The organism is Pseudoalteromonas sp. KJ63-1, from assembly GCF_055808145.1.
Genome location: NZ_CM147855.1, coordinates 1,056,594 through 1,078,022 on the forward strand (window position 1 = coordinate 1,056,594; position 21,429 = coordinate 1,078,022).

A 21,429-nucleotide genomic window follows, 5' to 3' on the forward strand; every position below is an offset into this window, starting at 1 on the left:
AAACAAAAAAGCCCTTGACGAAGCAGGGGCTGGTTCGTATTATTCACGCCGCTGTCAGGGGAGACTCAGACAACAACGAAAATGCGGAGTGGTAGTTCAGTTGGTTAGAATACCGGCCTGTCACGCCGGGGGTCGCGGGTTCGAGTCCCGTCCACTCCGCCAATTTTCGACAATTTGTAAGTATGCGCTGGAGTGGTAGTTCAGTTGGTTAGAATACCGGCCTGTCACGCCGGGGGTCGCGGGTTCGAGTCCCGTCCACTCCGCCAACACTTACACAACATATGGTTGTAAAACATATTCTTATTATGGAGTGGTAGTTCAGTTGGTTAGAATACCGGCCTGTCACGCCGGGGGTCGCGGGTTCGAGTCCCGTCCACTCCGCCAATAAGAAAAAATAACAGTTTAAATACGCGCTGGAGTGGTAGTTCAGTTGGTTAGAATACCGGCCTGTCACGCCGGGGGTCGCGGGTTCGAGTCCCGTCCACTCCGCCAACTATTTAAACAACGTTATATTACAAAATTTGTATGCTGGAGTGGTAGTTCAGTTGGTTAGAATACCGGCCTGTCACGCCGGGGGTCGCGGGTTCGAGTCCCGTCCACTCCGCCAACAAATTAAGTAATGACAAGTAAAAGATATCTCTGCGGAGTGGTAGTTCAGTTGGTTAGAATACCGGCCTGTCACGCCGGGGGTCGCGGGTTCGAGTCCCGTCCACTCCGCCATTTGATATCGTAACAAAATTAGTAAGTGCATCACCCCATGCACATACCACTGCGGAGTGGTAGTTCAGTTGGTTAGAATACCGGCCTGTCACGCCGGGGGTCGCGGGTTCGAGTCCCGTCCACTCCGCCACTTGTTATTTCCTCAATAACAATTTAAAAAATACTTTCCTAATTAATAACAGTTAATATATTATTCTATCAGCTATCAGCTATCAGCTATCAGCTATCAGCTATCAGCTATCAGCTATCAGCTATCAGCTATCAGCTATCAGCTATCAGCTATCAGCTATCAGCTATCAGCTATCAGTCACAATTAACAAGTCAGCCTTGATAGGCTTGAGTTAAAAAACACCTAGTTTAATTTTTAGTTTAGTTCAAAGCTTTACGTGTTATCAAAATTCAAATTATCTTTTAAAACAGTTTTTATTGTCCTGAGGCTAAGTCATAACGCCGCAGATGTAAAAAGCTTATCTTTATAGTGAACTATTAGGGTGAATCGCTGTTGATGATACAAGCGGTTTCAGAGCTTCTGATGCTGTTTCAACTTGCTATAAAAGGTTTGTCGCTATTAGAAAATGACGCTACTTTATCGTTATTGTTTTTTTAAGCTGTTGGGGTGGGTTTTGTTTATTATAAAAGTTTATTTATAATATAAAGCTGATTTAAAAAGGATATTTTATGATTGAAGTGATTGGCTTAAATAAGCAGTTTGCCGCCAACGTTGTCTACCATGATTACAATAAGGTGTTTAGCAGCCAAAAAGTGTGTATTGATGCACCTAACGGCCAAGGCAAAACCACGTTACTTATGATGCTAGCGGGGCTTGAAAAGCCGCAAAGTGGTACATTTTTATTTGCAGGGGAAACACTTAAAGAACTAGATAAACAGGTCGCTATTGCTACTGATCGTATTGCTTTACCAGATTTTTTAACTGCCAATCAAATTATACATTTATCTGTTAGTACACTCGGTTGCCCATGGCCTAATGCAATTGTTAGTGGTTTTAATTTTGGCGAATTTCTTAATACGCGTTTTGATGCATTATCCTCAGGCAATCAAAAAAAGTGCCAATTAATTTTAGCATTAATGCGCAAGGCACCTTATCTATTACTTGATGAGCCGAGTGCAGCCCTTGATCAGGCAAGCATACAATATCTTCTTTCCTTACTTGACGCTTACTTAGCAGATAAACCAAACGGGCAAGTTATTATTACTTGTCACGAACCTACTGTGTTTGTTGAACATGGCTTTGAGCGCATATCGTTATGAATATTGCACCAAGTAAACACCCATTAGCTCAATATAGAGTGTTTATGGGTTACCGGTATTTAGCTTATAACCAAGAACTTAAGCAATTATTATTACAACTGAAAAGTTTTGGGCTGTTATTTTTAGTGGTGTTAGGCTCATCGATGTTGGGTTTGATATTGCTACTTTTTTTAGGTCTCGGAAAAATTATAGACAGCAGCGCAGCACCACAATACGGTGCACAAATGGCCTTATTTTATTTGTTATTACAAAGTGTGATGCTCAGCGCAATGAAGTCAGCAATTAAAAATAGTCAGCAGCGGCTATTCCAGCAAACTATTGCGCGATCAGTGTGGTTATATTTAGTTGATATTAAATTATTAACGCTAAGTAATGCTTGGTTAATAGCCAGTGTATTAATTGCGCTAGATTTAACGCTATCACAATGGGTTAAAGTACCGCACTTTGTTGTATTTATGTTGTTGCAATTTAGCTTGGGCGTTTTGTGCTTATACAAACCCAGCGCACTGATATATGGCTTTATATTTAGCACGATATTAGTGTGTGTTCCTATTTATATGCAACCGCTCACCTATCATATAGGCTTTGCTTTACTGTTTACGCTGAGTCTTTTTGTCCCCGTGGTTAATGTTAACGGGCGAATTGCAGTAAGTTCAATATTTGGTTTTTGGTTTTGTTATTTACTAAACCATAGCTGGGTACTTGTTTGGCGCGTGTCGCTACTTTTATGTGTATTTATGGCATCAGCGGCACTAATAAACGAACGTGCTGATTTGGTATCTATACTCGTAGTGTTGACCATGGCTTTTATTGTGCTTTTTAGTAGCTCTTTGCAATTTGATTGCGGTAAAGTTCACGAGCAGTATCGATTGTTTTTTAAAACATGCCAGCGAGAACGTGCCTTTTATATTAGCCAGTTTTTACCTAGCCTATTGCTGTTTTTAGTAGCAACGATAAGTTATAGCGTTATTTTTGATCACATTCATATTGCATTATTTTTTATTGGTAATATGTGGTGTGTAATACAGGTTTACTTTGCGCAAAAAAAACCAGCGCATTATGCGCTGGTTTGGATGGTTATAACAGGTGTGTTGCTTAGCTTTTATTAGTAATGCTAAGCAGCATCTGCCTTTTTAGATTTCGCTTTGCTATTACGCGCTGCTTTGCCTGCAAGTAAATCTGCAGGGTCAAAATCATCAACGTTAATCACATCTAAACGATCTTTTTCTACTGCAGCGAGCTTATCGGCTTCTGCTTGGCTTAAAATGCCTGCATCTAAGCCCATTTGCGCCACTTTATCAAGCTGGAAGAATGGCAGTTTTACGCCTTTTTCTTTACATACACGCTCAAACAATGGCTCTACTTCTAGAACGTCTTTAAGCGTTTGCTCTTGACGGCCTACAAGGTTAAGTGGTTCGTTTGTAAGGTATACATAGCTTGCTAAACGATTACGTGTTTCGCTAGGAACTTGCAATAACTGCGCTAGTTTGTGTTCAAGTTTGTCGGTAGGTTTACGAACCGGACGACCAAACGGGAACAACAATACTTTTAAAACACCACGTAGTGGAGCCGACGGCATATTATTGATTAAATCAGCAAGTGCACGTTGACAGTGGTAAAGGTGATCCTGACAGCTCCATTGAACTAGTGCAAAATCTTCTTTCTTACGGCCTTCGTCGTTGTAACGTTTTAGCGTTGCAGATACTAAGTAAAGGTAACTTAACAAGTCGCCTAAACGGGCTGAGATACGTTCTTTACGTTTAAGTGAACCACCAAATACTGCCATGCTAATATCTGACATAAGTGCAAGTGATGCACTAAAGCGAGACGCAATACGATAAAACTCAGCAGTTTCATCTTTATACGGTACGCTAGTAAAGCGAGCGCCAGTAAGTGCAAGCCATTTAGTACGTACTAAGTTAGACATGGTAAAGCCAATGTGACCCATTAGCGCTTTATCAAATACGTTAAGCGCTTCTTCGCGATCTTCAATTTCACACGCACCTAGCTCGGTAAGTACAAATGGATGACAACGAATTGCACCTTGACCATAAATAATCATATTACGGGTCAAGATGTTTGCACCTTCAACGGTAATGGCAATAGGTGCACCTTGATAGCCACGACCCAAGTAGTTATTTGGCCCAAGCATGATCCCTTTACCGCCTAGCACGTCCATTGCATGAATGGTTGAATCGCGCATTTGCTCGGTAAGGTGGTACTTAATAATCGCCGACACAACTGATGGCTTCTCGCCTAAATCAACCGCACCTGTTGACATACTAACAGCAGCGTCTGAGCTGTAAGCATAACCAGCAAGTTTAGCCATTGATTCTTCAACCCCTTCCATTTTACCAATAGGTAAGCGGAATTGACGACGAATACGGCTATAAGCACCTGTTGCTACTGCAATCATTTTAATGCCACCGGCTGAATTTGACGGCAACGTAATTGCACGACCAACCGATAAACATTCAACTAGCATACGCCAGCCTTGACCAGCCATTTCTGGACCGCCAATAATGTAATCTAGTGGAACGAAAATATCTTTACCGCGAGTAGGGCCATTTTGGAACGGCACATTAAGCGGGAAGTGACGACGACCAATTTCAACCCCAGGGGTATCTGTTGGGATAAGTGCGCAAGTAATACCTGGCTCTTTAACGTCGCTTAATAATCCATCTGGATCTTGTAATTTAAATGCTAGACCAAGAACCGTAGCTACAGGCGCAAGCGTTATGTAACGTTTGTTCCATGTAAGGCTTACACCCACTACTTCTTCGCCATTCCATTGCCCTTTACACACTACACCGTAGTCTGGAATTGAGCTTGCATCAGAACCCGCCTCTGGCGAGGTAAGTGCAAAACATGGAATTTCTTGACCGCTTGCTAAACGCGGTAAGTAATGATTTTTTTGATCCTCTGTACCATAGTGCTGTAATAACTCACCTGGGCCTAACGAGTTAGGTACACCAACAATTGACGAAAGCAATGTTGATTTACTGGTTAGTTTTTGCAGTACACACGATTGTGCAAATGCAGAGAATTCTAAGCCGCCGTATTCCTTTTTAATGATCATGGCAAAGAATTTATTATCTTTTAGATATTGCCATACATCCTGAGGTAGATCGGTAAGCTCATGCGTAGCTTCCCAATCGTCCAGCATGCTACACACTACTTCAACAGGGCCATCGATAAATGCCTGCTCTTCAATAGTGAGTTTTGGAACCGGGTATTGGTGAAGCTTCTTCCAATCTGGATTGCCACAAAATAAATCAGCTTCCCACCACGTAGTACCCGCATCGATCGCTGACTTTTCGGTGTCAGACATGCTAGGTGTTACTTTTTTAAAGATAGTGAAAATAGGCTTGATAATGTATTGCTGGCGAATACCAGTAACAGAAAGAGGCACTGCGATGATTAAAAAGATCACCCAGCTAATTAAACCAAAAGCACCGGCAAAGGTACCAATTAATAATGTTGCGGCAGAAACACCAAGTGCTGTGTTCCAACTTGCTCTGTGGTAAAGCGCAATGCTGAGCAGTGCGATTAAACCGAGTGTAAATATGAGTGTCATTGCTAATTCCTTAATAGAGGTCAGACCACCTCGTTTAGAGTAGCGCTAGTAACGCTAAGTTTCAAGTACATTACTTAGATTAAAGTGTAGTTATCGGTACGATTATTACAATGCGTTGTATGTTATACGAACAGTTTGGCAGTAATCGTTTATTTTGGCTTATTATAAAAAATATAAGCGTGAAAAAATCAATTAATCTAGTAGTAATATAAGTTTAATTAAGTAAATATACTTATGATGTTCAGTGTACGCTTATTAAAAATAGAACGATATTCTATGTTTAGCTTTTTAAAGGTTTATTTATTTTATGTGTGAATTACTTGGCATGTCAGCCAATGTGCCAACGGATATTTGTTTTAGTTTTTCAGGGTTGTTGGAGCGTGGTGGAAATACGGGACCGCACAAAGACGGCTGGGGCATTACTTTTTATGAAGGTAAAGGCTGCAGAACCTTTAAAGATCCAGAGCCCAGTTACCAGTCAGAAATAGCAAAGCTGGTAAAAGCGTACCCAATTAAAAGTGTATCTGTGATTAGTCATATTCGCCAAGGAAACCGTGGTCGGGTGTGTCTTGAAAATACCCACCCGTTTACCCGAGAGTTGTGGGGGCGCGAAATAACCTATGCTCATAATGGGCAGCTTTCAAATTATCACGATTTAAAAACAGAGTACTATCGACCTGTGGGAAACACCGACAGTGAACTCGCTTTTTGTTGGTTACTTGACAAAATTCGCGAAAAATACCCAAAGCGTCCAAGTAATATGGCATCGGTTTTCAGATACGCCGCCAAACTTTCGCATACACTACGTGAAAAGGGCGTATTTAATATGCTATTGACCGATGGTGTATTTGTTTTAGCGTATTGCACTAATAACTTACATTATATAACGCGCCGTGCGCCATTTGGTAAAGCAACTCTGATTGATGCGGACATGGTTGTCGACTTTCAACAAGAAACTACGCCAAACGATGTAGTGACGGTTATAGCAACAAGGCCATTAACTAATGATGAGCGCTGGCAAAAAATGCAGCCAGGAGAGTTTGCGTTATTTAAAATGGGTGAATTAATGTAGCTTGGGTAGCTAGAGTGAAACGAAACTCGACTCAAAGTTTCAAATTGATAAAGTGTATAAGTGTTAAAAATGAAAAACCCAAGTTATGTTTGTCACACTTGGGCCTTTCATTTGCACCTTGTAAGCAATTTACTCTGGTGTTATTTCGTTTTTCACTTCTGCAGGTAAAGCAGGTGGGTTGATCACGGTAAACGATTTCATTTGCACTTCAAACTGCTCCACACCTTTTTCACCCTTCCACATGCGCACTAGCATGTAATCCATTTCTGGGGCAAACCAGGCTAAAGCTTGGCGTTTATCGTTATCATATAAGCGTTTAACTTTCACTGCTTCTACATTACCTATAGGCAGAGAAATCATTTCGGTTTCTACCACTTCAAAGTCGTAGTCACGGCAATTACCCTTTTTATCAACCAACGGAAACGAGAAGTTGGTTTTGCCTTTTTTAAGACCCTCACGAACTTGTACTTGATAAGAAATGCCATCTTGGAAGTTATCATGCCATTGGCATTTTAACGGGTAATCGCTGGTGTTACTGGTAACCGTTTTGGTTTGACGGTCAAAGTTAATTTTATACTTTTTGTCAGGCCCAGTGCCTGTGCGGATCATAGCGTACTGAATTGGCTCTACGTTATCATTTATAAAGCTAAAGGTTGATGATTCTTGACGTGAGTCAGAGAAAATCATCCATTCAATATCACTGTGGTAAGTGACTTGGTAGTTATTATTATCGAGCTTTTTTAGTTCACGCTCGGCTTTGCCGTGATTAGTGCCTTTGCGCAAAATGTCATAACTAGCTTGATATTGGGTTAACTCGCCTGCAATCAGGCTGGTAGGAAGTAATAAAGTGCCCGCACATAGTAGCCAAGCACTTAATTTTTTATTTTGGGTAGTGCGCGCCGTGTGCAGGAAGTTGTTTTTCGTCAAGAACTGCATAATCTGCTTCCATCGTAAGTCGTTGTTCACTGAACCACTTGACCACCAAAGGATAAATTATGTGCTCTTGCGCATGCACACGTTTAGCGAGCGTGTCTGCTGTATCATCTGCTAATACAGGCACTTTAGCTTGAAGAATAACCGGTCCGCCGTCTAATTCTTCAGTTACAAAGTGAACACTAACGCCGTGAACGTCGTCTTTTGCATCAATTGCTCTTTGGTGGGTATTCAGCCCCTGGTACTTAGGCAACAAAGATGGATGAATGTTCAACATTTTTCCAACATATTTTTGCACTAAGCTAGGAGTTAGAATACGCATAAACCCAGCTAATACAACTAGATTTGGTTCAAAAGAGTCAATTATATGCATTAACTGGGCATCGTATGCTTCGCGGGAGTCAAACTCTTTATGGCTCAGTACTTGCGTTGCAATGCCTGCATTTTTTGCACGCTCTAACCCATATGCGTCTGCTTTATTACTAATAACAGCCGCAATATGAGCGTTTATCTCGCCGCTTTCACAGGCATCAATAATGGCTTGTAAATTTGAGCCACTGCCTGAGATCAAAACTACTAGACGAGTGGGTGCCATTACGCAGCACCACCTACAATTTCAACTTGCTCTTCACCCGCAACCGCATCTTGAATCTCACCAAGGTGCCATGCGTTTTCGCCAAGATCTTTTAAAATGTTTAAACTGTTATCAAGTTGATCAGCAGGTACTACTAACACCATACCTACGCCACAGTTAAATGTGCGGTACATTTCGTGTGTGGTAATGTTGCCATTTTCTTGTAACCAACTGAACACGGTAGGCCACTGCCAGCTATCACCTTTAACAACTGCTTTAGCAGATTCAGGTAATACGCGAGGAATGTTTTCCCAAAAGCCGCCACCAGTAATATGCGAAAGAGCATGCACATCTACTTGCTTGAACAACTCAAGTAATGGCTTAACGTAAATGCGCGTTGGTTCTAAAAGGTGTTCACCTAAGGTTTTTCCATCAATCACTTGATTAGTATCAGCGTTAGACACTTCTAAAACTTTACGAATTAGTGAGAAACCGTTTGAGTGAGGGCCACTAGAAGCAAGCGCTATTAGCTGATCGCCTGCGGCTACTTTCGTACCATCAATAATTTTAGATTTTTCTACTACACCGGTACAAAAGCCTGCCATGTCGTAGTCTTCACCATCATACATACCTGGCATTTCAGCTGTTTCGCCACCAATAAGGGCACAACCTGAAATTTCACAACCTTTACCAATACCGGTTACTACGTCAGCTGCTGTGTCTACATCTAGCTTACCCGTTGCATAGTAATCTAGAAAAAACAGGGGTTCAGCGCCTTGTACTATTAAATCATTTACACACATCGCAACTAAGTCGATACCTACGGTATCGTGTTTTTTAAGGTCAATTGCTAAACGCAACTTAGTACCAACACCATCGGTGCCTGCTACAAGTACGGGTTGCTTATAACCTTCAGGAATTTCGCAAAGTGCGCCAAAACCACCAATTCCGCCCATCACTTCAGGACGACGAGTTTTTTTAACTACGCCTTTAATACGCTCAACAAGTGCATTACCAGCGTCGATATCTACGCCCGCGTCTTTATAGCTTAGAGACTGTTTTTGTTCGCTCACAGGTTTTCCTCAAAATAGTTGTTTTGATGCTTACTTAGAAACGCGCGTATTTTACAACAATTGCAAGGGCGCGGCTAGTTGAAATCTAGATTTGATTTTAAAGACAAGGACACTTGTCCGGTAGTTGCTGTATTAGTAAACAAAAAAAGCGCCCAATGGCGCTTTTTAACATGAAAATAAAACTTAATACTGCAAGTTAGGCTTTAGCTGTAAGTATTGCTCTAAGTGGAGCAGGGTAACCTTCAATGGTTTTACTGGTGTCATTGGGGTCTAAAAAGTCAACTAATGATTCGTTTTCCATCCAGTCAGTTTTACGCTGCTCATCGAGCGTTGTAATAGCGCAATCTTTAATTTGCACATCTTTAAAGCCAACACGTTCCATCCACAGTTTTAATGCAGCAGTGCTTGGAATAAACCATACATTACGCATCTTTGCGTAGCGGTCGGTCGGAACCAGTACGGTGTTTTCATCGCCTTCAATAACTAAGGTTTCAAGCACCAGCTCACCGCCTGGGCGAAGCTGTGCTTTTAATTGCGCTAAAAAGTCGATAGGTGAGCGACGGTGATAAAGTACTCCCATCGAAAATACCGTATCAAATGCTTTAAGTTCTGGTAGGGCTTCTACACCTAATGGTAATAAATGCACGTTTTGATCTGGGTTAAAGTGTTTAATAGCCTGAAATTGGCATAAAAATAAGTCAGATGGATCAATACCTACCACAAACTGAGCACCTTCACCGCGCATACGCCATAGGTGATAACCCGAGCCACAACCAATATCTAATACAGTACGGCCTTTTAATGGCTCAATATGCGGTAGGAGTCGATCCCATTTCCAGTCACTGCGCCATTCTGTATTAATGTCGATACCGTGCACATTAAATGGGCCTTTACGCCAAGGCATCATCCGTTTTAATAAATGCGTGGTTTGTTTTTGCTCGCCTTCAGTCATTTCGCCAGGCGCGCCTATTGCTACTTTGCTGACAATATCAACGTGGTTTGTTGATACCTCAGGTAAGTTTTTTAGTACTTTTTGCCATTGAGGCAAATCGCCATGGCTGGCCTCTTGTTGCCAATGCTTTAATTGCGCAGGCAGGGTTTCTAGCCAGTGGCTAAGTGGGCTTTGTGCAATTGCAGCGTAAAATTGGTTAAACCATGCAGACATGTGTCACTCTCTAAATTATTTAATTGCTACCATTGAGCAAAAATTAAAACATTGATACCACACTTGCGTTTGGCTAAAACCAATGTCGCTTAAACGTTGTGTATGTGTGCCAAGTGTATCGGGGCGCATTACGTTTTCAATGGCGGTACGCTTTTGGCTTATTTCAAGCTCAGAGTAGCCATTATGACGCTTAAAGTCGTGGTGCAAGTCAATCAATAGGCTATCGCATTGCTCGTTTTCGGCTTTAATTTTTTCACTTAGTAGCAAAACGCCACCGGGCTTTAAATTAGCGTATATTTTTTCAAGTACCGCTTTGCGCTGCGCTGGTGGAATAAACTGCAGGGTAAAATTCATCGCTACAACCGATGCATTTTGAATATCAAGCTCGTTAATGTCACCTAAAGTAACAGTTACAGGAACATCAGATCTAAATCCTTGTAAATGTACCTTACAACGTTCAACCATGGCTTGTGAGTTATCTACAGCAATAATGTGACAGCTATCAGTTTGAATATTACGGCGCATACTTAGGGTAACCGCCCCTAACGAGCAGCCTAGGTCATACAAATTTGAATTTGGCTGAGCATACTCACCGGCTAATTTCCCCATAGTACTCACTATCGTGGCGTAACCAGGTACCGAGCGTTGGATCATGTCGGGAAATACTTCAACCACATTTTGATCAAAACTAAAGTCTTTTACTTGTTGCTCAGAGGCATAAATACTGTCTTTTATACTCACGAAGGCAGTCTCTTTGAAAATAATAGTGCTATTTTAACATTTTATACTGGATAGTCAGTGATAAATTCAGTAGCTTGACTAGAATTATGAAGAATAAGTATAAAAGAGATTATTAAATGAGCAAAAGTAAAGTTATTAGCACCGACGATATATTAGCAACATTATGCCACTCAGTAACGGGTGTACTTTCATCAGCCAGCGGCAACGAGATCAGCTATTCAGCCATGGTACAAAAAATCACTCGCACTTGTATGCGACCAGACATAGGCTGTTTTGTTTTATTTGATGGGGGCTTTACCGGTTTAGTCGTTACCAACTTTACGGCGCAAGCGGCGATGGAAATTTACGGCGACTATATGCGTAATATGGGCATGCCAGAAGAGGAGATCGCGCATAGTCACTTATCTGATGACGTTTCAAACGTGATGGGTGAGTTGATGAACCAAATAGTGGGCGACTTCACGTCAAAAGTGCGTGAACAGCTGCATACCTCTATTACCCAAAACCAGCCAAAAATGATGGCTATTAACAAGCAAGTGCAAATATCGGTTGATACCACTATGGATCGTCCGCAAGCACGCCGTGTAACGTTTACTACTCGCAACCAAAATATCTTCTATTTAGAGTTGGCGATGGATAAAACAGAGTTTATTAAACTTCACGATTTTGACATTGTAGAAGCCATAGACCCAGACGACATTATCGCAAACGAAGCCAAGCAAAAAGCGGATAAGGAAAAAGCAAAACAGCCAAAGCAAGATGATAGCGACGACGACTTTATGGCCGAATTAGGGCTTTAACGTTTTTACGTAGGTTGGGTTGAGTGAAACGAAACCCAACGAGCTTTTGAGCTGTCAGTTTGTAGCTATTAGTGAATTATAAAAACGCGGTTTAGCATCGCGTTTTTATTTTTGAGTGCTTTAGTTATGATTTAATGCGTAATTATATTTTGGCTGATCGCTCAATTATACGGATTCTCACCCCTCGCAATAGCTACACAAAAAATGCGCAAATCCAACTCTAGCTGATGGTACTGCGGCTCCATATGGCAGCACAGTTTATAAAAGCCTTTGTTATGGTCTTTTTCTTTAAAATGCGCGAGTTCGTGCACCACTAATGCTTTTAATAACGACTCTGGCGCGCGCAGTAAATCGCTGTTGATGGCTAAATCGTGCTTACGGGTTTTACCTTGCATGCGGTACGTGTGAGTTCCGAGCGCATTGGTGACCATATCACCTTGTTTTTTAAACGCAGCGCGTCCAAATGGCGGGGCGTTTTTTAAATGCTTTTTTAAGCTCAGTGGCGTAGCTATACAGTAACTTATCACTAGTAATACGATGCGCCTGTGGGTACTTATTAAGTAAATACTCACTTACCTTTCCTGCTTTTATTAGTCGTAATACTTGCTCAACGATATTGGCAGGGTAGCCGGTAAAGTAACGTGCGTATTCACTCATTATTGTCTCTGTATTTTGAATTTATTTTTAAAAAAGTGCTTGCTGGTGGGCTTCTTTTTCACCACTAAATGGATTGAGTACGTTGTGATTATACCCCAAATCTTGGCAAAACTGGCGAGCCAGCAGCGGCGCTTCGCGGTTATCAGCGGTATGAAAAAACACATAGGGGCTTTTGCCCTCATCGAGCCACTGGGTTACTTTGCTAAGCCAAGGCTGATAAAAGGTCTTATAATCGTTTTCTAAATCAGCAATAACAAAGCGCGCCATAGGCTGCGAGCCCGTAGCAATAGCGTGAACTGGTAAATGCGGTTTTTTCTGTTGTGCGTCTATTAGCGCTTCGGTGGTTGGCTTTACTGCAAAGAGCGCTCGAGTATCCATAGCAATACGGTTTATATTATTTGCCATTAAAAGCTGATTAAGTGCGATTTCGGCCTCACCTTTTTTGAAAAAATCAGGGTGGCGTACCTCAACCCCATAGTTTAGCTCTTTAGGAAGTAACTCAATAAAAGCGGCAAGCTTAGCTAAATGTTGTGGGGCAAACGCTTTAGGTAATTGCAGCATTATTTGCCCTGTTTTTTCAAATAGTGGGGCGAATAAATTAAGCCAATTAGTTAGCTCATGTTGCACGTTAGTAAGTTGGAGTTCGTGACTAAAGCGCCGATGAAATTTAAAGGTAAATTTAAACTCATCGGGTACACTCGCAGCCCAGCGTAATACAGTGTCAGGCGAGGGGTCGGCGTAAAAACTGGTGTTACCTTCCACCGAATTAAAATGCTGCGCATATTCGCTAAGCATATCGGCATTTTTACACTGGCGTGAAAATAAGTTTCCTTTCCATACGTTGCTCGACCACTGCGGGCATCCAATATATAGCATACAAACAAAAGCCTTGTTATAAAGTGCCGATAGTGTAACAAATAACAAAACGGTACGCTGTAAATTCAACCCCGAAAGATAAACACGCCCTAGCATCTTCAACCTACTTGGGTATAATGCAGGGCTTAATTTGATTATTTTGAATTGCTAGCGGTTTTATTTTCATTTTGGTGTTTATAAAAACTTTTAAAACAACGGTGTTTAACCGCTATATGCCTTTTATCTGACAGGAAAACTATGCGCTCTATATACTGCGGACAGCTAAATAAAACTCACGTAGATCAGGAAGTTGAACTATGTGGCTGGATCAACAAACGACGTGATCTTGGCGGACTTATCTTTGTCGATTTACGTGATAGAGAAGGTTTAGTACAAGTTGTATTCGATCCGGAAGTTGAAGGATTAATGGAAACAGCTAACAAACTTCGTCAAGAATTTTGTGTTCAGTTAAAAGGGATTGTACGCGCTCGCCCAGATAGCCAAGTAAATAAAGACATGGCAACCGGCGAAGTAGAAATTTTAGGCACGGGTTTAACTATTATTAACCGCTCTGAGCCTATGCCACTTGATTTTAACCAAGTGAACTCAGAAGAGCGTCGTTTAAAATACCGTTACTTAGATTTACGTCGTTTAGAAATGAGCGACCGCATTAAATTACGTGCTAAAGCAAGCAGCTTTGTACGTCGCTTTTTAGATGAAAATGGCTTTTTAGATATCGAAACGCCAGTACTAACTAAAGCAACGCCTGAAGGTGCTCGCGATTACTTAGTGCCTAGTCGTGTTCATAAAGGTAGCTTTTACGCATTACCGCAGTCGCCACAGTTGTTTAAGCAATTGTTAATGATGTCGGGTTTTGACCGTTACTACCAAATTGTTAAATGTTTCCGTGATGAAGACTTACGTGCTGACCGTCAACCTGAATTTACTCAAATAGATTTAGAAACCTCGTTCATGAGCTCTGATCAAGTGCGTGGCATGACAGAGAAAATGATTCGTGAAATGTGGCAGTCATTACTAAATGTTGATTTAGGTGACTTCCCAATTATGCCTTACTCTGAGGCAATGAGCCTATATGGTTCTGATAAGCCAGACTTACGTAACCCGATGAAGCTTATTGATGTAGCCGATTTAGTAAAAGACGTAGAATTTAAAGTATTCTCAGGCCCAGCAAACGATGAAAAAGGCCGTGTTGCAGTACTAACGGTACCAGGTGGCGCATCACTTTCTCGTAAGCAACTAGATGATTACACTAAGTTTATCGGTATTTACGGTGCTAAAGGTTTAGCATGGATGAAAGTAAATGACCGCGATGCAGGCGTTGAGGGCGTGCAATCGCCAATCGCTAAATTCTTAAATGAAGATGTGATCACGCAGTTACTTGAACGTACTAATGCACAAACAGGCGACATCATTTTATTTGGTGCGGATAAACGCAACACCGTAAATGAAGCCATGGGCGCACTTCGTTTAAAAATTGGTGTTGATTTAGAAATCACTAATTTAGATAGCTGGGCACCACTTTGGGTTGTTGACTTCCCAATGTTTGAAGAAGATGACGAAGGCACATTACACGCTGTACACCATCCATTTACTGCACCAAAAGATATTAGTGCCAGTGAGCTTGAAGCAAACCCAGCAGCGGCTATTTCAGATGCTTACGATATGGTATTAAACGGCTATGAAGTGGGCGGTGGCTCGGTACGTATTCACAATGCAGATATGCAAGAAGCAGCATTTAGAATTTTAGGTATTGAAGCGCAAGAGCAGCAAGATAAATTTGGTTTCTTACTTGATGCACTTAAATACGGCACACCACCGCATGCAGGTTTAGCGTTCGGTTTAGACCGTTTAGTTATGTTGTTATGTGGTACTGATAACATTCGTGACGTTATTGCTTTCCCTAAAACTACACAGGCATCGTGTTTATTGACTGATGCGCCTAGCAAAGCTAACAGCGATTCGCTTACAGAGCTTGCAATTAGTGTAGTTGAGAAAGAATTACCAAGCGCAGAATAAAGCTAGTGTTTAGTTAGATCAAAACCCCTTAGGCTAAATACCTAAGGGGTTTTTTGTTTGGCATACCCAATTTAGGTGCTTTATTTTTATGAGCGAGTTATTTAAAGATAGTCATTATTTTGATCAGCCATTTTCAAACTTTACAGCAAATGCAAAGCGCTTTAGCGATATTGAGTTTGAACAATGTCAGTTTATTGATTGCGATTTTAGTCACAGCCAGTTTAGTGCCTGTCGGTTTATAGAGTGTGAGTTTATTAACTGTAATTTGACTGAACTTAACTGGAATTACAGCTCCTTAGAAGAGGTGAGCTTTGCAAACTGTAAGCTCAATAGCATAGTGTGGGGGCAAGTAAATTGGCCGCAATTAGCGCTAACGTCACCGGTGAGTTTTAAACAGTGTGAGCTGAGCCATAGTTCGTTTTTTGAATTACAGTTAAAAGCCTTAACAATGACGAACTGTTTTGCCAAAGATGTTGATTTTAGACACGCTAACTTAACTCAAAGCAACTTCTCGGACACTGACTTTAGATATAGCTTGTTTCATAATACAAATCTTAATAAAGCTAACTTTGTAGGCGCTTCGCTGTTTAATATAGATATAAAAAACAATAATGTCAGTGGTGCTAAGTTTGAACGGCTTGAAGCGTTAAACTTATTAGCTGGACTTGATATCGAGCTGGTTGATTAGCCGCAAGAGCTTACGGCTAATCCGTTATTATATTTACTATTAGCAGACATTGAGCAGGCCAAACTCAAAAATTTATATTCAATTTTAGGTTAAAAACCTAGAACTGCTGTAATCTTGTATAATAACACCTCAACTTATAGGTGTTTATGAACTTAGAAATCAGACGGTTAGATCATCATGGTATTGTTTTAGGTGTCATTGAAGATTTAAAAAGAGTTTCCCTTTTAGACCAACATTACCTCAAGATGAGAAGCAAGAAATTATCCCAGGCGAAGCAGTTAAAGGTATGATTATGAACTGTCTTGAATTTGCCAATCGTCCTTTATCTTTCAGTCCTCAGTTTTTTACTAATTTGCAATTTGACCTGTTTTTGTTATGTTCACTTTTTAACAAGGATGTTAGCAATATAAATATGGAATCTTTCCTGCTTTGTCAGCTAACGGTAACTTGAAGGTTCGCTGATGTCATTTTCTGAAATATTAAGAAAGCTCAATAATCATATTGGTACTCACAAAGTACATTTATGTCCCGAAGTGAAAGGCCGTTTAGTTAATAGCGGTACGCCTCTTGCTAATGTAAAAATATCAAGATCGCTTAGTTATTCTGATGGTAAATACACAAAAGGTAAGTGTTTTACAGATAGCAATGGCGAATTTGAAATGCCAGAAATGAGCTTGAGATCCAGTCAGCCTGCTTTGCTAATAGCTGAAAGGTTTACTTCTCAGAGGATATTTGCGCATTATGAAAATGATGTTTTCTTATTATGGTCAAGTGAGAATTCAGGTATAAACACGAAACCTGCATACGCAAAGAAGTTACGGAACTTAAATGGTGATATTTCTGACGAAGAAACCTTATTCTCTTTTAAAGATAATTATCTTTTTCATGAATATAATGGCGTTAGTATATGCCGTTGGAAAGAAAATTTTCAAGAAGTTAACAATGATGATCTATATAAGTTTATTGGTCAGGATAGCTAAACCAGAATAAAAAATATATCAACTGGAATGGGGGCTGTTTTTGTCAAAGGCGAAACTTAAAAGGTAACTATTAAAGAACCTTTATAATATTAGGCTTATTATAAAGGTGCTAGATAGGAGAGTGGAGCAATAGTAATTGCTTAATTTATGCAATATCTCACAGGATATGTGATCAAAAGAAAGATGCAAGAAGTAGCTGTTATTTTAGTTAATTTGCAATTTTACATTTTTTTGTTATGTTGTTTTTTTTACATGGATGTTGGCAATATAAATATGGAATATTTCCTACTTTGTCAGCTAACGGTAACTTTAAGGTTTGCTGATGTCATTTTCTGAAATATTAAGAAAGATCAATAATCATATTGGTACTCACAAAGTACATTTATGTCCCGAAGCGAAAGGCCGTTTAGTTAAGAATGGTGCGCCTCTTGCCAATGTAAGAATATTAAGATCACTTAGTTATTCTGATGGTAAATACACAAAAGATGAGTGTTTTACAGATAGCAATGGCGAATTTGTAATGCCAGAAATGAGCTTGAGATCCAGTCAGCCTGCTTTGCTAATAGCAGAGAAAATAAGATGGCAGGAAATTACAGCCCAATACGGTGGCGACAACTTTATATTATGGTCAAGTAACCCCAGTGGAATTGCTGTTATTCAAGAGTATGCCGATAAGTTGAACTCGTTGAATGGCGACGTTATTAATGAGGAAGTTTTCTTTTCCTTCAAAGGTACATCGTGTCAGAATTCGTACTGTGCAAAAAGTATCTGTCGATGGGACGACGATTTTGTTTTAATAGATCTTGAAGCCGATTTTGATCGAATGATAAGCGGGATTTTATAATAAGGATATTGGAATGAGTACAAATATGAATGTATTAACACCGGAGTTAGCTGCATTGTTTGCTTCGGTAGCTTATGATGTAAACCGTAACGGCGGAACTCAAAAAAGTCTCTACCATAGTAGGTTGGCAGTAGGGTTTTCTTTTGAAAGTGATAATTTGTAAGCAATTAGTGGCAGTGTTTTAAAAAGAATATTTAAACATACAACTCCTTTCGGCTGTATAGCAAAAGGCAAACGAGGGCCATTTGAAGGTGACTTTGTAATAGCCTTAAGAGGGACGGAAAAGAAGCGTGATATTATTACTGATTTACACTGTGGTGTGAATACATGCGCTAATGGGCAACCTGTTCATGCTGGATTTAATAACACTTTTAATTCATTAAAGCAGCAGCTTGAAGATTACTTCAAATTAGCCGCTTCGCAATCAAGAACAGGTCTAAATATTCATGTTGTTGGTCATAGCTTAGGAGGCGCGTTAGCTAATCTAGCTACAAACTGGTTAAAGAAACACTTTAACGCAAATGTAAAACTATATACCTTTGGTGCACCTAGGGTGGGGTATCCAAGCTTTGCACTAAAAACTGTTTATGCGACCGATAATGGTATATATCGCTGTGTCCATGCTGGCGACCCAGTTCCGCTAGTGCCTGTATGGCCTTTTGTGCATACCGAGGATGAATACATATTGCATGGTGCACCGGCGATAACAGCAAAAGCTCACAGTATGACAGTAAAAACACCAGGGTATTTACATACTGCTAGTTGCTTTAAGAGCTATGCTGCAATCAATAAAGGGAAGGAATCTAGATTAAGACGACAAGTAAAACTTGATTATGATAAGCGCTTGCAAGCTAGGCCCACAACTCGTTGGGCAAGAACAATTGGCGAAGCGATAATAACTCATTTACATGCGTCAGGCAGATTACATGCAATACAAGCTGATATTTCAAATACCCTTACGGTTTACGATAAAATTGCAAAAGTGTTAGCAGACAGCATTGATATATCAAAAGGTAATACCGAAGATGTAAGAGGTATTTTGGGGCACATTCTTTCATTTTGTGGATTACCCTTTAAAGCCATTGAATTATCTTACAAGTTTATAAGGAGTACTTTAACTCTAATGATAAACACCTTGACCAGTATGGCAAAACTAGCACTCACAAGTTTATAGCACTGTGCTTGGTGTGGAAGTTAAGTAAGGCAGGTATTGATTGGCAGCTTTAATTGCAAGCAGTTCACACACATCTGCATGTATTACTGTTGCTTCGGTTACGAAGACCAATCAGCACAATAAGCTGTAGTAACTACAAATTTAACTGCAATTATTATCGATGAAATACAATTGCAGTTTAGCCGTAAGAGCTTACGGCTAGTCCGTTATTATATTTACTATTAGCAAGCAGGGCCATTTTTGTTGCGCGCGCTAGCAAGTGCGCGAGCTATGCTTAGTAGCTCAGGCGAAATATCATCCGAGCCATCTTTAATTAGTTTAGTTACATCACCTGATGAATATAAGCTATCACGCGGTGATTTAATTCCCAGCTCTCTCACAAAATCTTTAGTTTTACCTGTACTGCCGGTTTCAATGAACTTAAAAATAATGCGTTCATTGTTACTTTTCGGCTCGGCTTGTAACACTTTAATTTCTTCTTGGTAGGCTTCAATTCTGCTTTGTAGAATGTCGATGCGTTGTTCAATGCTGTTGTATGATTTCATGAATGGATTCTTTTGCGATAATAGTAAACAATAATCGCTATTATCGCACAAATTAGCAAAGGCGCGTGCTAACCTTTATAATAAAAATTAATGTTAGTTAAAAAAGTATAAATAATACAAGGGAATGCATGTTAAAAATTATAAAAAAGCGTTTAATGTTAAGTGCTCTGACTTTAAGCACTATGCTATTTGCATCATCAAGTTATGCTCAAGACGATGCAATCATTGATGAAAGTCGTAATCGCTCTATACCTGTAAATATTACCCTACCAGCTAACCACCTTAAGTGCCGCACGCAAGTCAAATGCCCAGTGGTATTTGTAAATGCGGGGTATGGCATTAGCCACAATGAATACACCTTTGCGAGTAAGCTATTTAATGCGCAAGGCTATTTAAGCATTGCGGTAGCACATGAGCTTAAAAGTGACCCTGCACTTAATCGTGCGCAGCCATACCTAACTACTCGTATGGAAAATTGGCACCGAGGTGTTGTAACCCTTAAGTTTTTAGTCAACGAGCTAAGTGTTAAATACCCTGAGTATGATTTTACAAAACTCACCTTATTTGGCCACTCAAATGGTGGAGATATTTCAGCCTTGTATGCAGCTATTTACCCAAGTGAAGTAAGCCAATTAATTACGCTCGATCACCGCCGCATGTTATTGCCACGCAATAAAAGCATACGCGTACTTACACTGCGCGGTAGTGATTACCCAGCCGATGCACACGTGCTTTTAACCGACCAAGAGTTAACTGTTTATCCTGTTACGCAAACGTTGATAGCAGAATCACGTCATAACGATATGTACGATGGCGGGCCTGAATGGCTGGTGGATAGAATGAGTAAAGAGGTAGCGGCGTTTTTAGACGAATAAAATGAATAACATAAAATATTATTTACAGTGATCAGTTCAACCAACTAGCCTTTTCACTAGCTTCCCCGTACGACTGTAAATTAAATTTTTATAGGCGTTGGGGATAGGAAACAGGTTTTTGATGATTTAATTTAGGTACAAATTTATAAAGGGAATCTTGAATTGTTCACTTATGTTTAGTAGTCTCATGAGAAGAAAACCATCGGAAGGTCAAATAGTGTTTAAAAGTAAATTAACTTTCTCTTATCGTCGCTCCTCCTTCTTTTTGTGTCTAATAGTATTATTTTGTACGTGTGTTTATTCATCGGAGAATCAAGCTGTGTTTGGGTTATTTAAAAGTTATGAAGTTCAATTATCACCTGAGGTCAAAGGGCGAATAACTAATCAGGGCGAAGCTCTTGCAGGAGTAGAGGTTATTAGAAAGCTTTTTTATGAAGGTTATGAAAAAAACCCTGTTATAGATTATGCACTAACTAATACCCGTGGTGAGTTTTCTTTCGATGAACTTATTGTTCGCTCTAAAGCTCCTGGAAATATTGTTGGGCAAGATTATTTAATCAGGCAAGAAATAACGGTTAAGAAAGACTTAATCAACGTTAAGAATGAAGCGAATGATGATGGCTATTATTGGCTCTGGGTCATGAGTAAAGGCTGGAAAAGTGTACCACCTGTGAGCAGGTTGCTAACGGGTTTAAATGCTGATTTACAGAATGAAGAAGTCCAGTATGATTTAGATATCAGTCAATATGGGGGATCTCGATATCAGCCTTTGGTAACTATCTGTGATCTAGATATGGACACTATAAACAACTTACTATCTCCAGAGTAAACGAATTACTATTTATTTTAA

20 protein-coding genes, 7 tRNA genes and 2 pseudogenes are annotated in these 21,429 nt (G+C 40.2%); 20 read left to right on the forward strand and 9 right to left on the reverse strand.

Going from position 1 to position 21,429, the window contains the following annotated elements:
• The first annotated feature begins 85 nt into the window (after positions 1 to 85).
• The 9 genes from AC0L7Q_RS04940 (at position 86) to AC0L7Q_RS04980 (ending at position 3,098) form a co-directional block, all read left to right on the forward strand.
• Positions 86 to 162: transfer RNA gene (locus tag AC0L7Q_RS04940), tRNA-Asp, on the forward strand.
• 27 nt (positions 163 to 189) lie between these two features.
• Positions 190 to 266 (forward strand) — tRNA-Asp (locus AC0L7Q_RS04945).
• Between the two features lie 41 nt (positions 267 to 307).
• Positions 308 to 384, forward strand: a tRNA-Asp gene (locus AC0L7Q_RS04950).
• A 31-nt stretch (positions 385 to 415) separates the two neighbouring features.
• Positions 416 to 492 (forward strand) — tRNA-Asp (locus AC0L7Q_RS04955).
• Between the two features lie 38 nt (positions 493 to 530).
• Positions 531 to 607, forward strand: a tRNA-Asp gene (locus tag AC0L7Q_RS04960).
• Between the two features lie 36 nt (positions 608 to 643).
• Positions 644 to 720: transfer RNA gene (locus tag AC0L7Q_RS04965), tRNA-Asp, on the forward strand.
• A gap of 53 nt (positions 721 to 773) precedes the next feature.
• Positions 774 to 850, forward strand: a tRNA-Asp gene (locus AC0L7Q_RS04970).
• A 548-nt stretch (positions 851 to 1,398) separates the two neighbouring features.
• A complete protein-coding gene (locus AC0L7Q_RS04975) occupies positions 1,399 to 1,989 on the forward strand; it encodes an ABC transporter ATP-binding protein (protein WP_409425064.1) in 591 nt (196 codons plus the stop codon).
• A complete protein-coding gene (locus AC0L7Q_RS04980; RefSeq protein WP_409425065.1) occupies positions 1,986 to 3,098 on the forward strand; it encodes a DUF6136 family protein in 1,113 nt (370 codons plus the stop codon). Before AC0L7Q_RS04975 ends, AC0L7Q_RS04980 begins: the two co-directional genes overlap by 4 nt.
• 5 nt (positions 3,099 to 3,103) lie before the next feature.
• Here the strand turns inward: AC0L7Q_RS04980 and fadE are convergent, their stop codons facing one another.
• Complete coding sequence (gene fadE / locus AC0L7Q_RS04985; RefSeq protein WP_413401570.1) at positions 3,104 to 5,566, reverse strand: acyl-CoA dehydrogenase FadE; 2,463 nt, start codon at positions 5,564 to 5,566, stop codon at positions 3,104 to 3,106.
• A 307-nt stretch (positions 5,567 to 5,873) separates the two neighbouring features.
• Here fadE and AC0L7Q_RS04990 point away from each other — a divergent pair, with 307 nt between their 5' ends.
• Positions 5,874 to 6,638 (forward strand): class II glutamine amidotransferase, encoded by a 765-nt coding sequence (locus AC0L7Q_RS04990; protein ID WP_350607519.1) that lies wholly within the window; start codon positions 5,874 to 5,876, stop codon positions 6,636 to 6,638.
• Between the two features lie 129 nt (positions 6,639 to 6,767).
• Here the strand turns inward: AC0L7Q_RS04990 and AC0L7Q_RS04995 are convergent, their stop codons facing one another.
• From AC0L7Q_RS04995 to cmoA, 5 genes are all read right to left on the reverse strand, one after another.
• Positions 6,768 to 7,565, reverse strand: a complete 798-nt coding sequence (locus AC0L7Q_RS04995) for a DUF3108 domain-containing protein (RefSeq protein WP_413402828.1) — start codon at positions 7,563 to 7,565, stop codon at positions 6,768 to 6,770.
• The gene (purN, locus tag AC0L7Q_RS05000) at positions 7,519 to 8,166 is read right to left on the reverse strand and encodes a phosphoribosylglycinamide formyltransferase (protein ID WP_008111647.1); all 648 of its coding nucleotides are present in this window, start codon (positions 8,164 to 8,166) and stop codon (positions 7,519 to 7,521) included. The genes AC0L7Q_RS04995 and purN overlap by 47 nt, the downstream gene beginning before the upstream one ends.
• The gene (gene purM, locus AC0L7Q_RS05005) at positions 8,166 to 9,218 is read right to left on the reverse strand and encodes a phosphoribosylformylglycinamidine cyclo-ligase (RefSeq protein WP_054202176.1); all 1,053 of its coding nucleotides are present in this window, start codon (positions 9,216 to 9,218) and stop codon (positions 8,166 to 8,168) included. The genes purN and purM overlap by 1 nt, the downstream gene beginning before the upstream one ends.
• A 196-nt stretch (positions 9,219 to 9,414) precedes the next feature.
• Complete coding sequence (cmoB, locus tag AC0L7Q_RS05010; protein ID WP_413401572.1) at positions 9,415 to 10,383, reverse strand: tRNA 5-methoxyuridine(34)/uridine 5-oxyacetic acid(34) synthase CmoB; 969 nt, start codon at positions 10,381 to 10,383, stop codon at positions 9,415 to 9,417.
• 15 nt (positions 10,384 to 10,398) lie between these two features.
• Positions 10,399 to 11,124 (reverse strand): carboxy-S-adenosyl-L-methionine synthase CmoA, encoded by a 726-nt coding sequence (gene cmoA / locus AC0L7Q_RS05015; RefSeq protein WP_413401574.1) that lies wholly within the window; start codon positions 11,122 to 11,124, stop codon positions 10,399 to 10,401.
• 116 nt (positions 11,125 to 11,240) lie between these two features.
• On the opposite strand from cmoA, the gene AC0L7Q_RS05020 reads away from it, so the two are divergent.
• A complete protein-coding gene (locus tag AC0L7Q_RS05020; protein WP_178955625.1) occupies positions 11,241 to 11,924 on the forward strand; it encodes a DUF3334 family protein in 684 nt (227 codons plus the stop codon).
• 161 nt (positions 11,925 to 12,085) lie between these two features.
• On the opposite strand, the pseudogene AC0L7Q_RS05025 reads toward AC0L7Q_RS05020, so the two are convergent.
• Together AC0L7Q_RS05025 and AC0L7Q_RS05030 are read right to left on the reverse strand one after the other, a co-directional pair.
• Positions 12,086 to 12,581: pseudogene (locus AC0L7Q_RS05025) on the reverse strand (M48 metallopeptidase family protein).
• 27 nt (positions 12,582 to 12,608) lie between these two features.
• A complete protein-coding gene (locus AC0L7Q_RS05030) occupies positions 12,609 to 13,457 on the reverse strand; it encodes a DUF72 domain-containing protein (RefSeq protein ID WP_413401578.1) in 849 nt (282 codons plus the stop codon).
• Positions 13,458 to 13,694: 237 nt separating this feature from the next.
• On the opposite strand from AC0L7Q_RS05030, the gene aspS reads away from it, so the two are divergent.
• From aspS to AC0L7Q_RS05065, 7 genes and pseudogenes are all read left to right on the forward strand, one after another.
• On the forward strand, positions 13,695 to 15,473 hold the full coding sequence (gene aspS / locus AC0L7Q_RS05035) for an aspartate--tRNA ligase (RefSeq protein ID WP_413401580.1): 1,779 nt from the start codon (positions 13,695 to 13,697) through the stop codon (positions 15,471 to 15,473).
• Positions 15,474 to 15,561: 88 nt separating this feature from the next.
• Positions 15,562 to 16,161 (forward strand): pentapeptide repeat-containing protein, encoded by a 600-nt coding sequence (locus AC0L7Q_RS05040; protein WP_409425073.1) that lies wholly within the window; start codon positions 15,562 to 15,564, stop codon positions 16,159 to 16,161.
• Between the two features lie 146 nt (positions 16,162 to 16,307).
• Positions 16,308 to 16,525: pseudogene (locus AC0L7Q_RS05045) on the forward strand (DUF4277 domain-containing protein); the annotation flags it as partial.
• Positions 16,526 to 16,622: 97 nt separating this feature from the next.
• The gene (locus AC0L7Q_RS05050; protein ID WP_409425074.1) at positions 16,623 to 17,141 is read left to right on the forward strand and encodes a DUF6795 domain-containing protein; all 519 of its coding nucleotides are present in this window, start codon (positions 16,623 to 16,625) and stop codon (positions 17,139 to 17,141) included.
• Between the two features lie 322 nt (positions 17,142 to 17,463).
• Positions 17,464 to 17,985, forward strand: a complete 522-nt coding sequence (locus AC0L7Q_RS05055) for a DUF6795 domain-containing protein (protein WP_409425075.1) — start codon at positions 17,464 to 17,466, stop codon at positions 17,983 to 17,985.
• Between the two features lie 13 nt (positions 17,986 to 17,998).
• The gene (locus AC0L7Q_RS05060) at positions 17,999 to 18,148 is read left to right on the forward strand and encodes a hypothetical protein (protein WP_409425076.1); all 150 of its coding nucleotides are present in this window, start codon (positions 17,999 to 18,001) and stop codon (positions 18,146 to 18,148) included.
• Positions 18,149 to 18,247: 99 nt separating this feature from the next.
• On the forward strand, positions 18,248 to 19,159 hold the full coding sequence (locus AC0L7Q_RS05065; protein WP_409425560.1) for a lipase family protein: 912 nt from the start codon (positions 18,248 to 18,250) through the stop codon (positions 19,157 to 19,159).
• A 221-nt stretch (positions 19,160 to 19,380) separates the two neighbouring features.
• Here AC0L7Q_RS05065 and AC0L7Q_RS05070 read toward each other — a convergent pair whose 3' ends face one another.
• Positions 19,381 to 19,704 carry a hypothetical protein gene (locus AC0L7Q_RS05070; RefSeq protein ID WP_409425077.1) on the reverse strand — a complete coding sequence of 108 codons (324 nt, stop codon included), beginning with the start codon at positions 19,702 to 19,704 and terminating at the stop codon, positions 19,381 to 19,383.
• Between the two features lie 128 nt (positions 19,705 to 19,832).
• Between AC0L7Q_RS05070 and AC0L7Q_RS05075 the strand changes: the two genes are divergently transcribed.
• Together AC0L7Q_RS05075 and AC0L7Q_RS05080 are read left to right on the forward strand one after the other, a co-directional pair.
• Entirely contained in the window at positions 19,833 to 20,579 is a 747-nt protein-coding gene (locus AC0L7Q_RS05075; RefSeq protein WP_413401587.1) for an alpha/beta hydrolase family protein, read from the forward strand.
• Positions 20,580 to 20,796: 217 nt separating this feature from the next.
• Positions 20,797 to 21,408, forward strand: a complete 612-nt coding sequence (locus tag AC0L7Q_RS05080) for a DUF6795 domain-containing protein (protein ID WP_473697728.1) — start codon at positions 20,797 to 20,799, stop codon at positions 21,406 to 21,408.
• Positions 21,409 to 21,429 lie beyond the last annotated feature (21 nt).

Excerpts from the sequence above, each read along its gene's own strand:
- AC0L7Q_RS05055 (WP_409425075.1), top strand. The coding sequence starts at position 17,464 with ATGTCATTTTCTGAAATATTAAGAAAGATCAATAATCATATTGGTACT.
- AC0L7Q_RS05070 (WP_409425077.1), bottom strand. The coding sequence starts at position 19,704 with ATGAAATCATACAACAGCATTGAACAACGCATCGACATTCTACAAAGC.
- AC0L7Q_RS05060 (WP_409425076.1), top strand. The coding sequence starts at position 17,999 with ATGAGTACAAATATGAATGTATTAACACCGGAGTTAGCTGCATTGTTT.
- cmoB (WP_413401572.1), bottom strand. The coding sequence starts at position 10,383 with ATGTCTGCATGGTTTAACCAATTTTACGCTGCAATTGCACAAAGCCCA.
- AC0L7Q_RS05030 (WP_413401578.1), bottom strand. The coding sequence starts at position 13,457 with ATGCTATATATTGGATGCCCGCAGTGGTCGAGCAACGTATGGAAAGGA.
- AC0L7Q_RS04990 (WP_350607519.1), top strand. The coding sequence starts at position 5,874 with ATGTGTGAATTACTTGGCATGTCAGCCAATGTGCCAACGGATATTTGT.
- aspS (WP_413401580.1), top strand. The coding sequence starts at position 13,695 with ATGCGCTCTATATACTGCGGACAGCTAAATAAAACTCACGTAGATCAG.
- AC0L7Q_RS05075 (WP_413401587.1), top strand. The coding sequence starts at position 19,833 with ATGTTAAAAATTATAAAAAAGCGTTTAATGTTAAGTGCTCTGACTTTA.
- AC0L7Q_RS05020 (WP_178955625.1), top strand. The coding sequence starts at position 11,241 with ATGAGCAAAAGTAAAGTTATTAGCACCGACGATATATTAGCAACATTA.
- AC0L7Q_RS05050 (WP_409425074.1), top strand. The coding sequence starts at position 16,623 with ATGTCATTTTCTGAAATATTAAGAAAGCTCAATAATCATATTGGTACT.
- fadE (WP_413401570.1), bottom strand. The coding sequence starts at position 5,566 with ATGACACTCATATTTACACTCGGTTTAATCGCACTGCTCAGCATTGCG.
- AC0L7Q_RS05040 (WP_409425073.1), top strand. The coding sequence starts at position 15,562 with ATGAGCGAGTTATTTAAAGATAGTCATTATTTTGATCAGCCATTTTCA.
- AC0L7Q_RS04975 (WP_409425064.1), top strand. The coding sequence starts at position 1,399 with ATGATTGAAGTGATTGGCTTAAATAAGCAGTTTGCCGCCAACGTTGTC.
- AC0L7Q_RS04980 (WP_409425065.1), top strand. The coding sequence starts at position 1,986 with ATGAATATTGCACCAAGTAAACACCCATTAGCTCAATATAGAGTGTTT.
- purN (WP_008111647.1), bottom strand. The coding sequence starts at position 8,166 with ATGGCACCCACTCGTCTAGTAGTTTTGATCTCAGGCAGTGGCTCAAAT.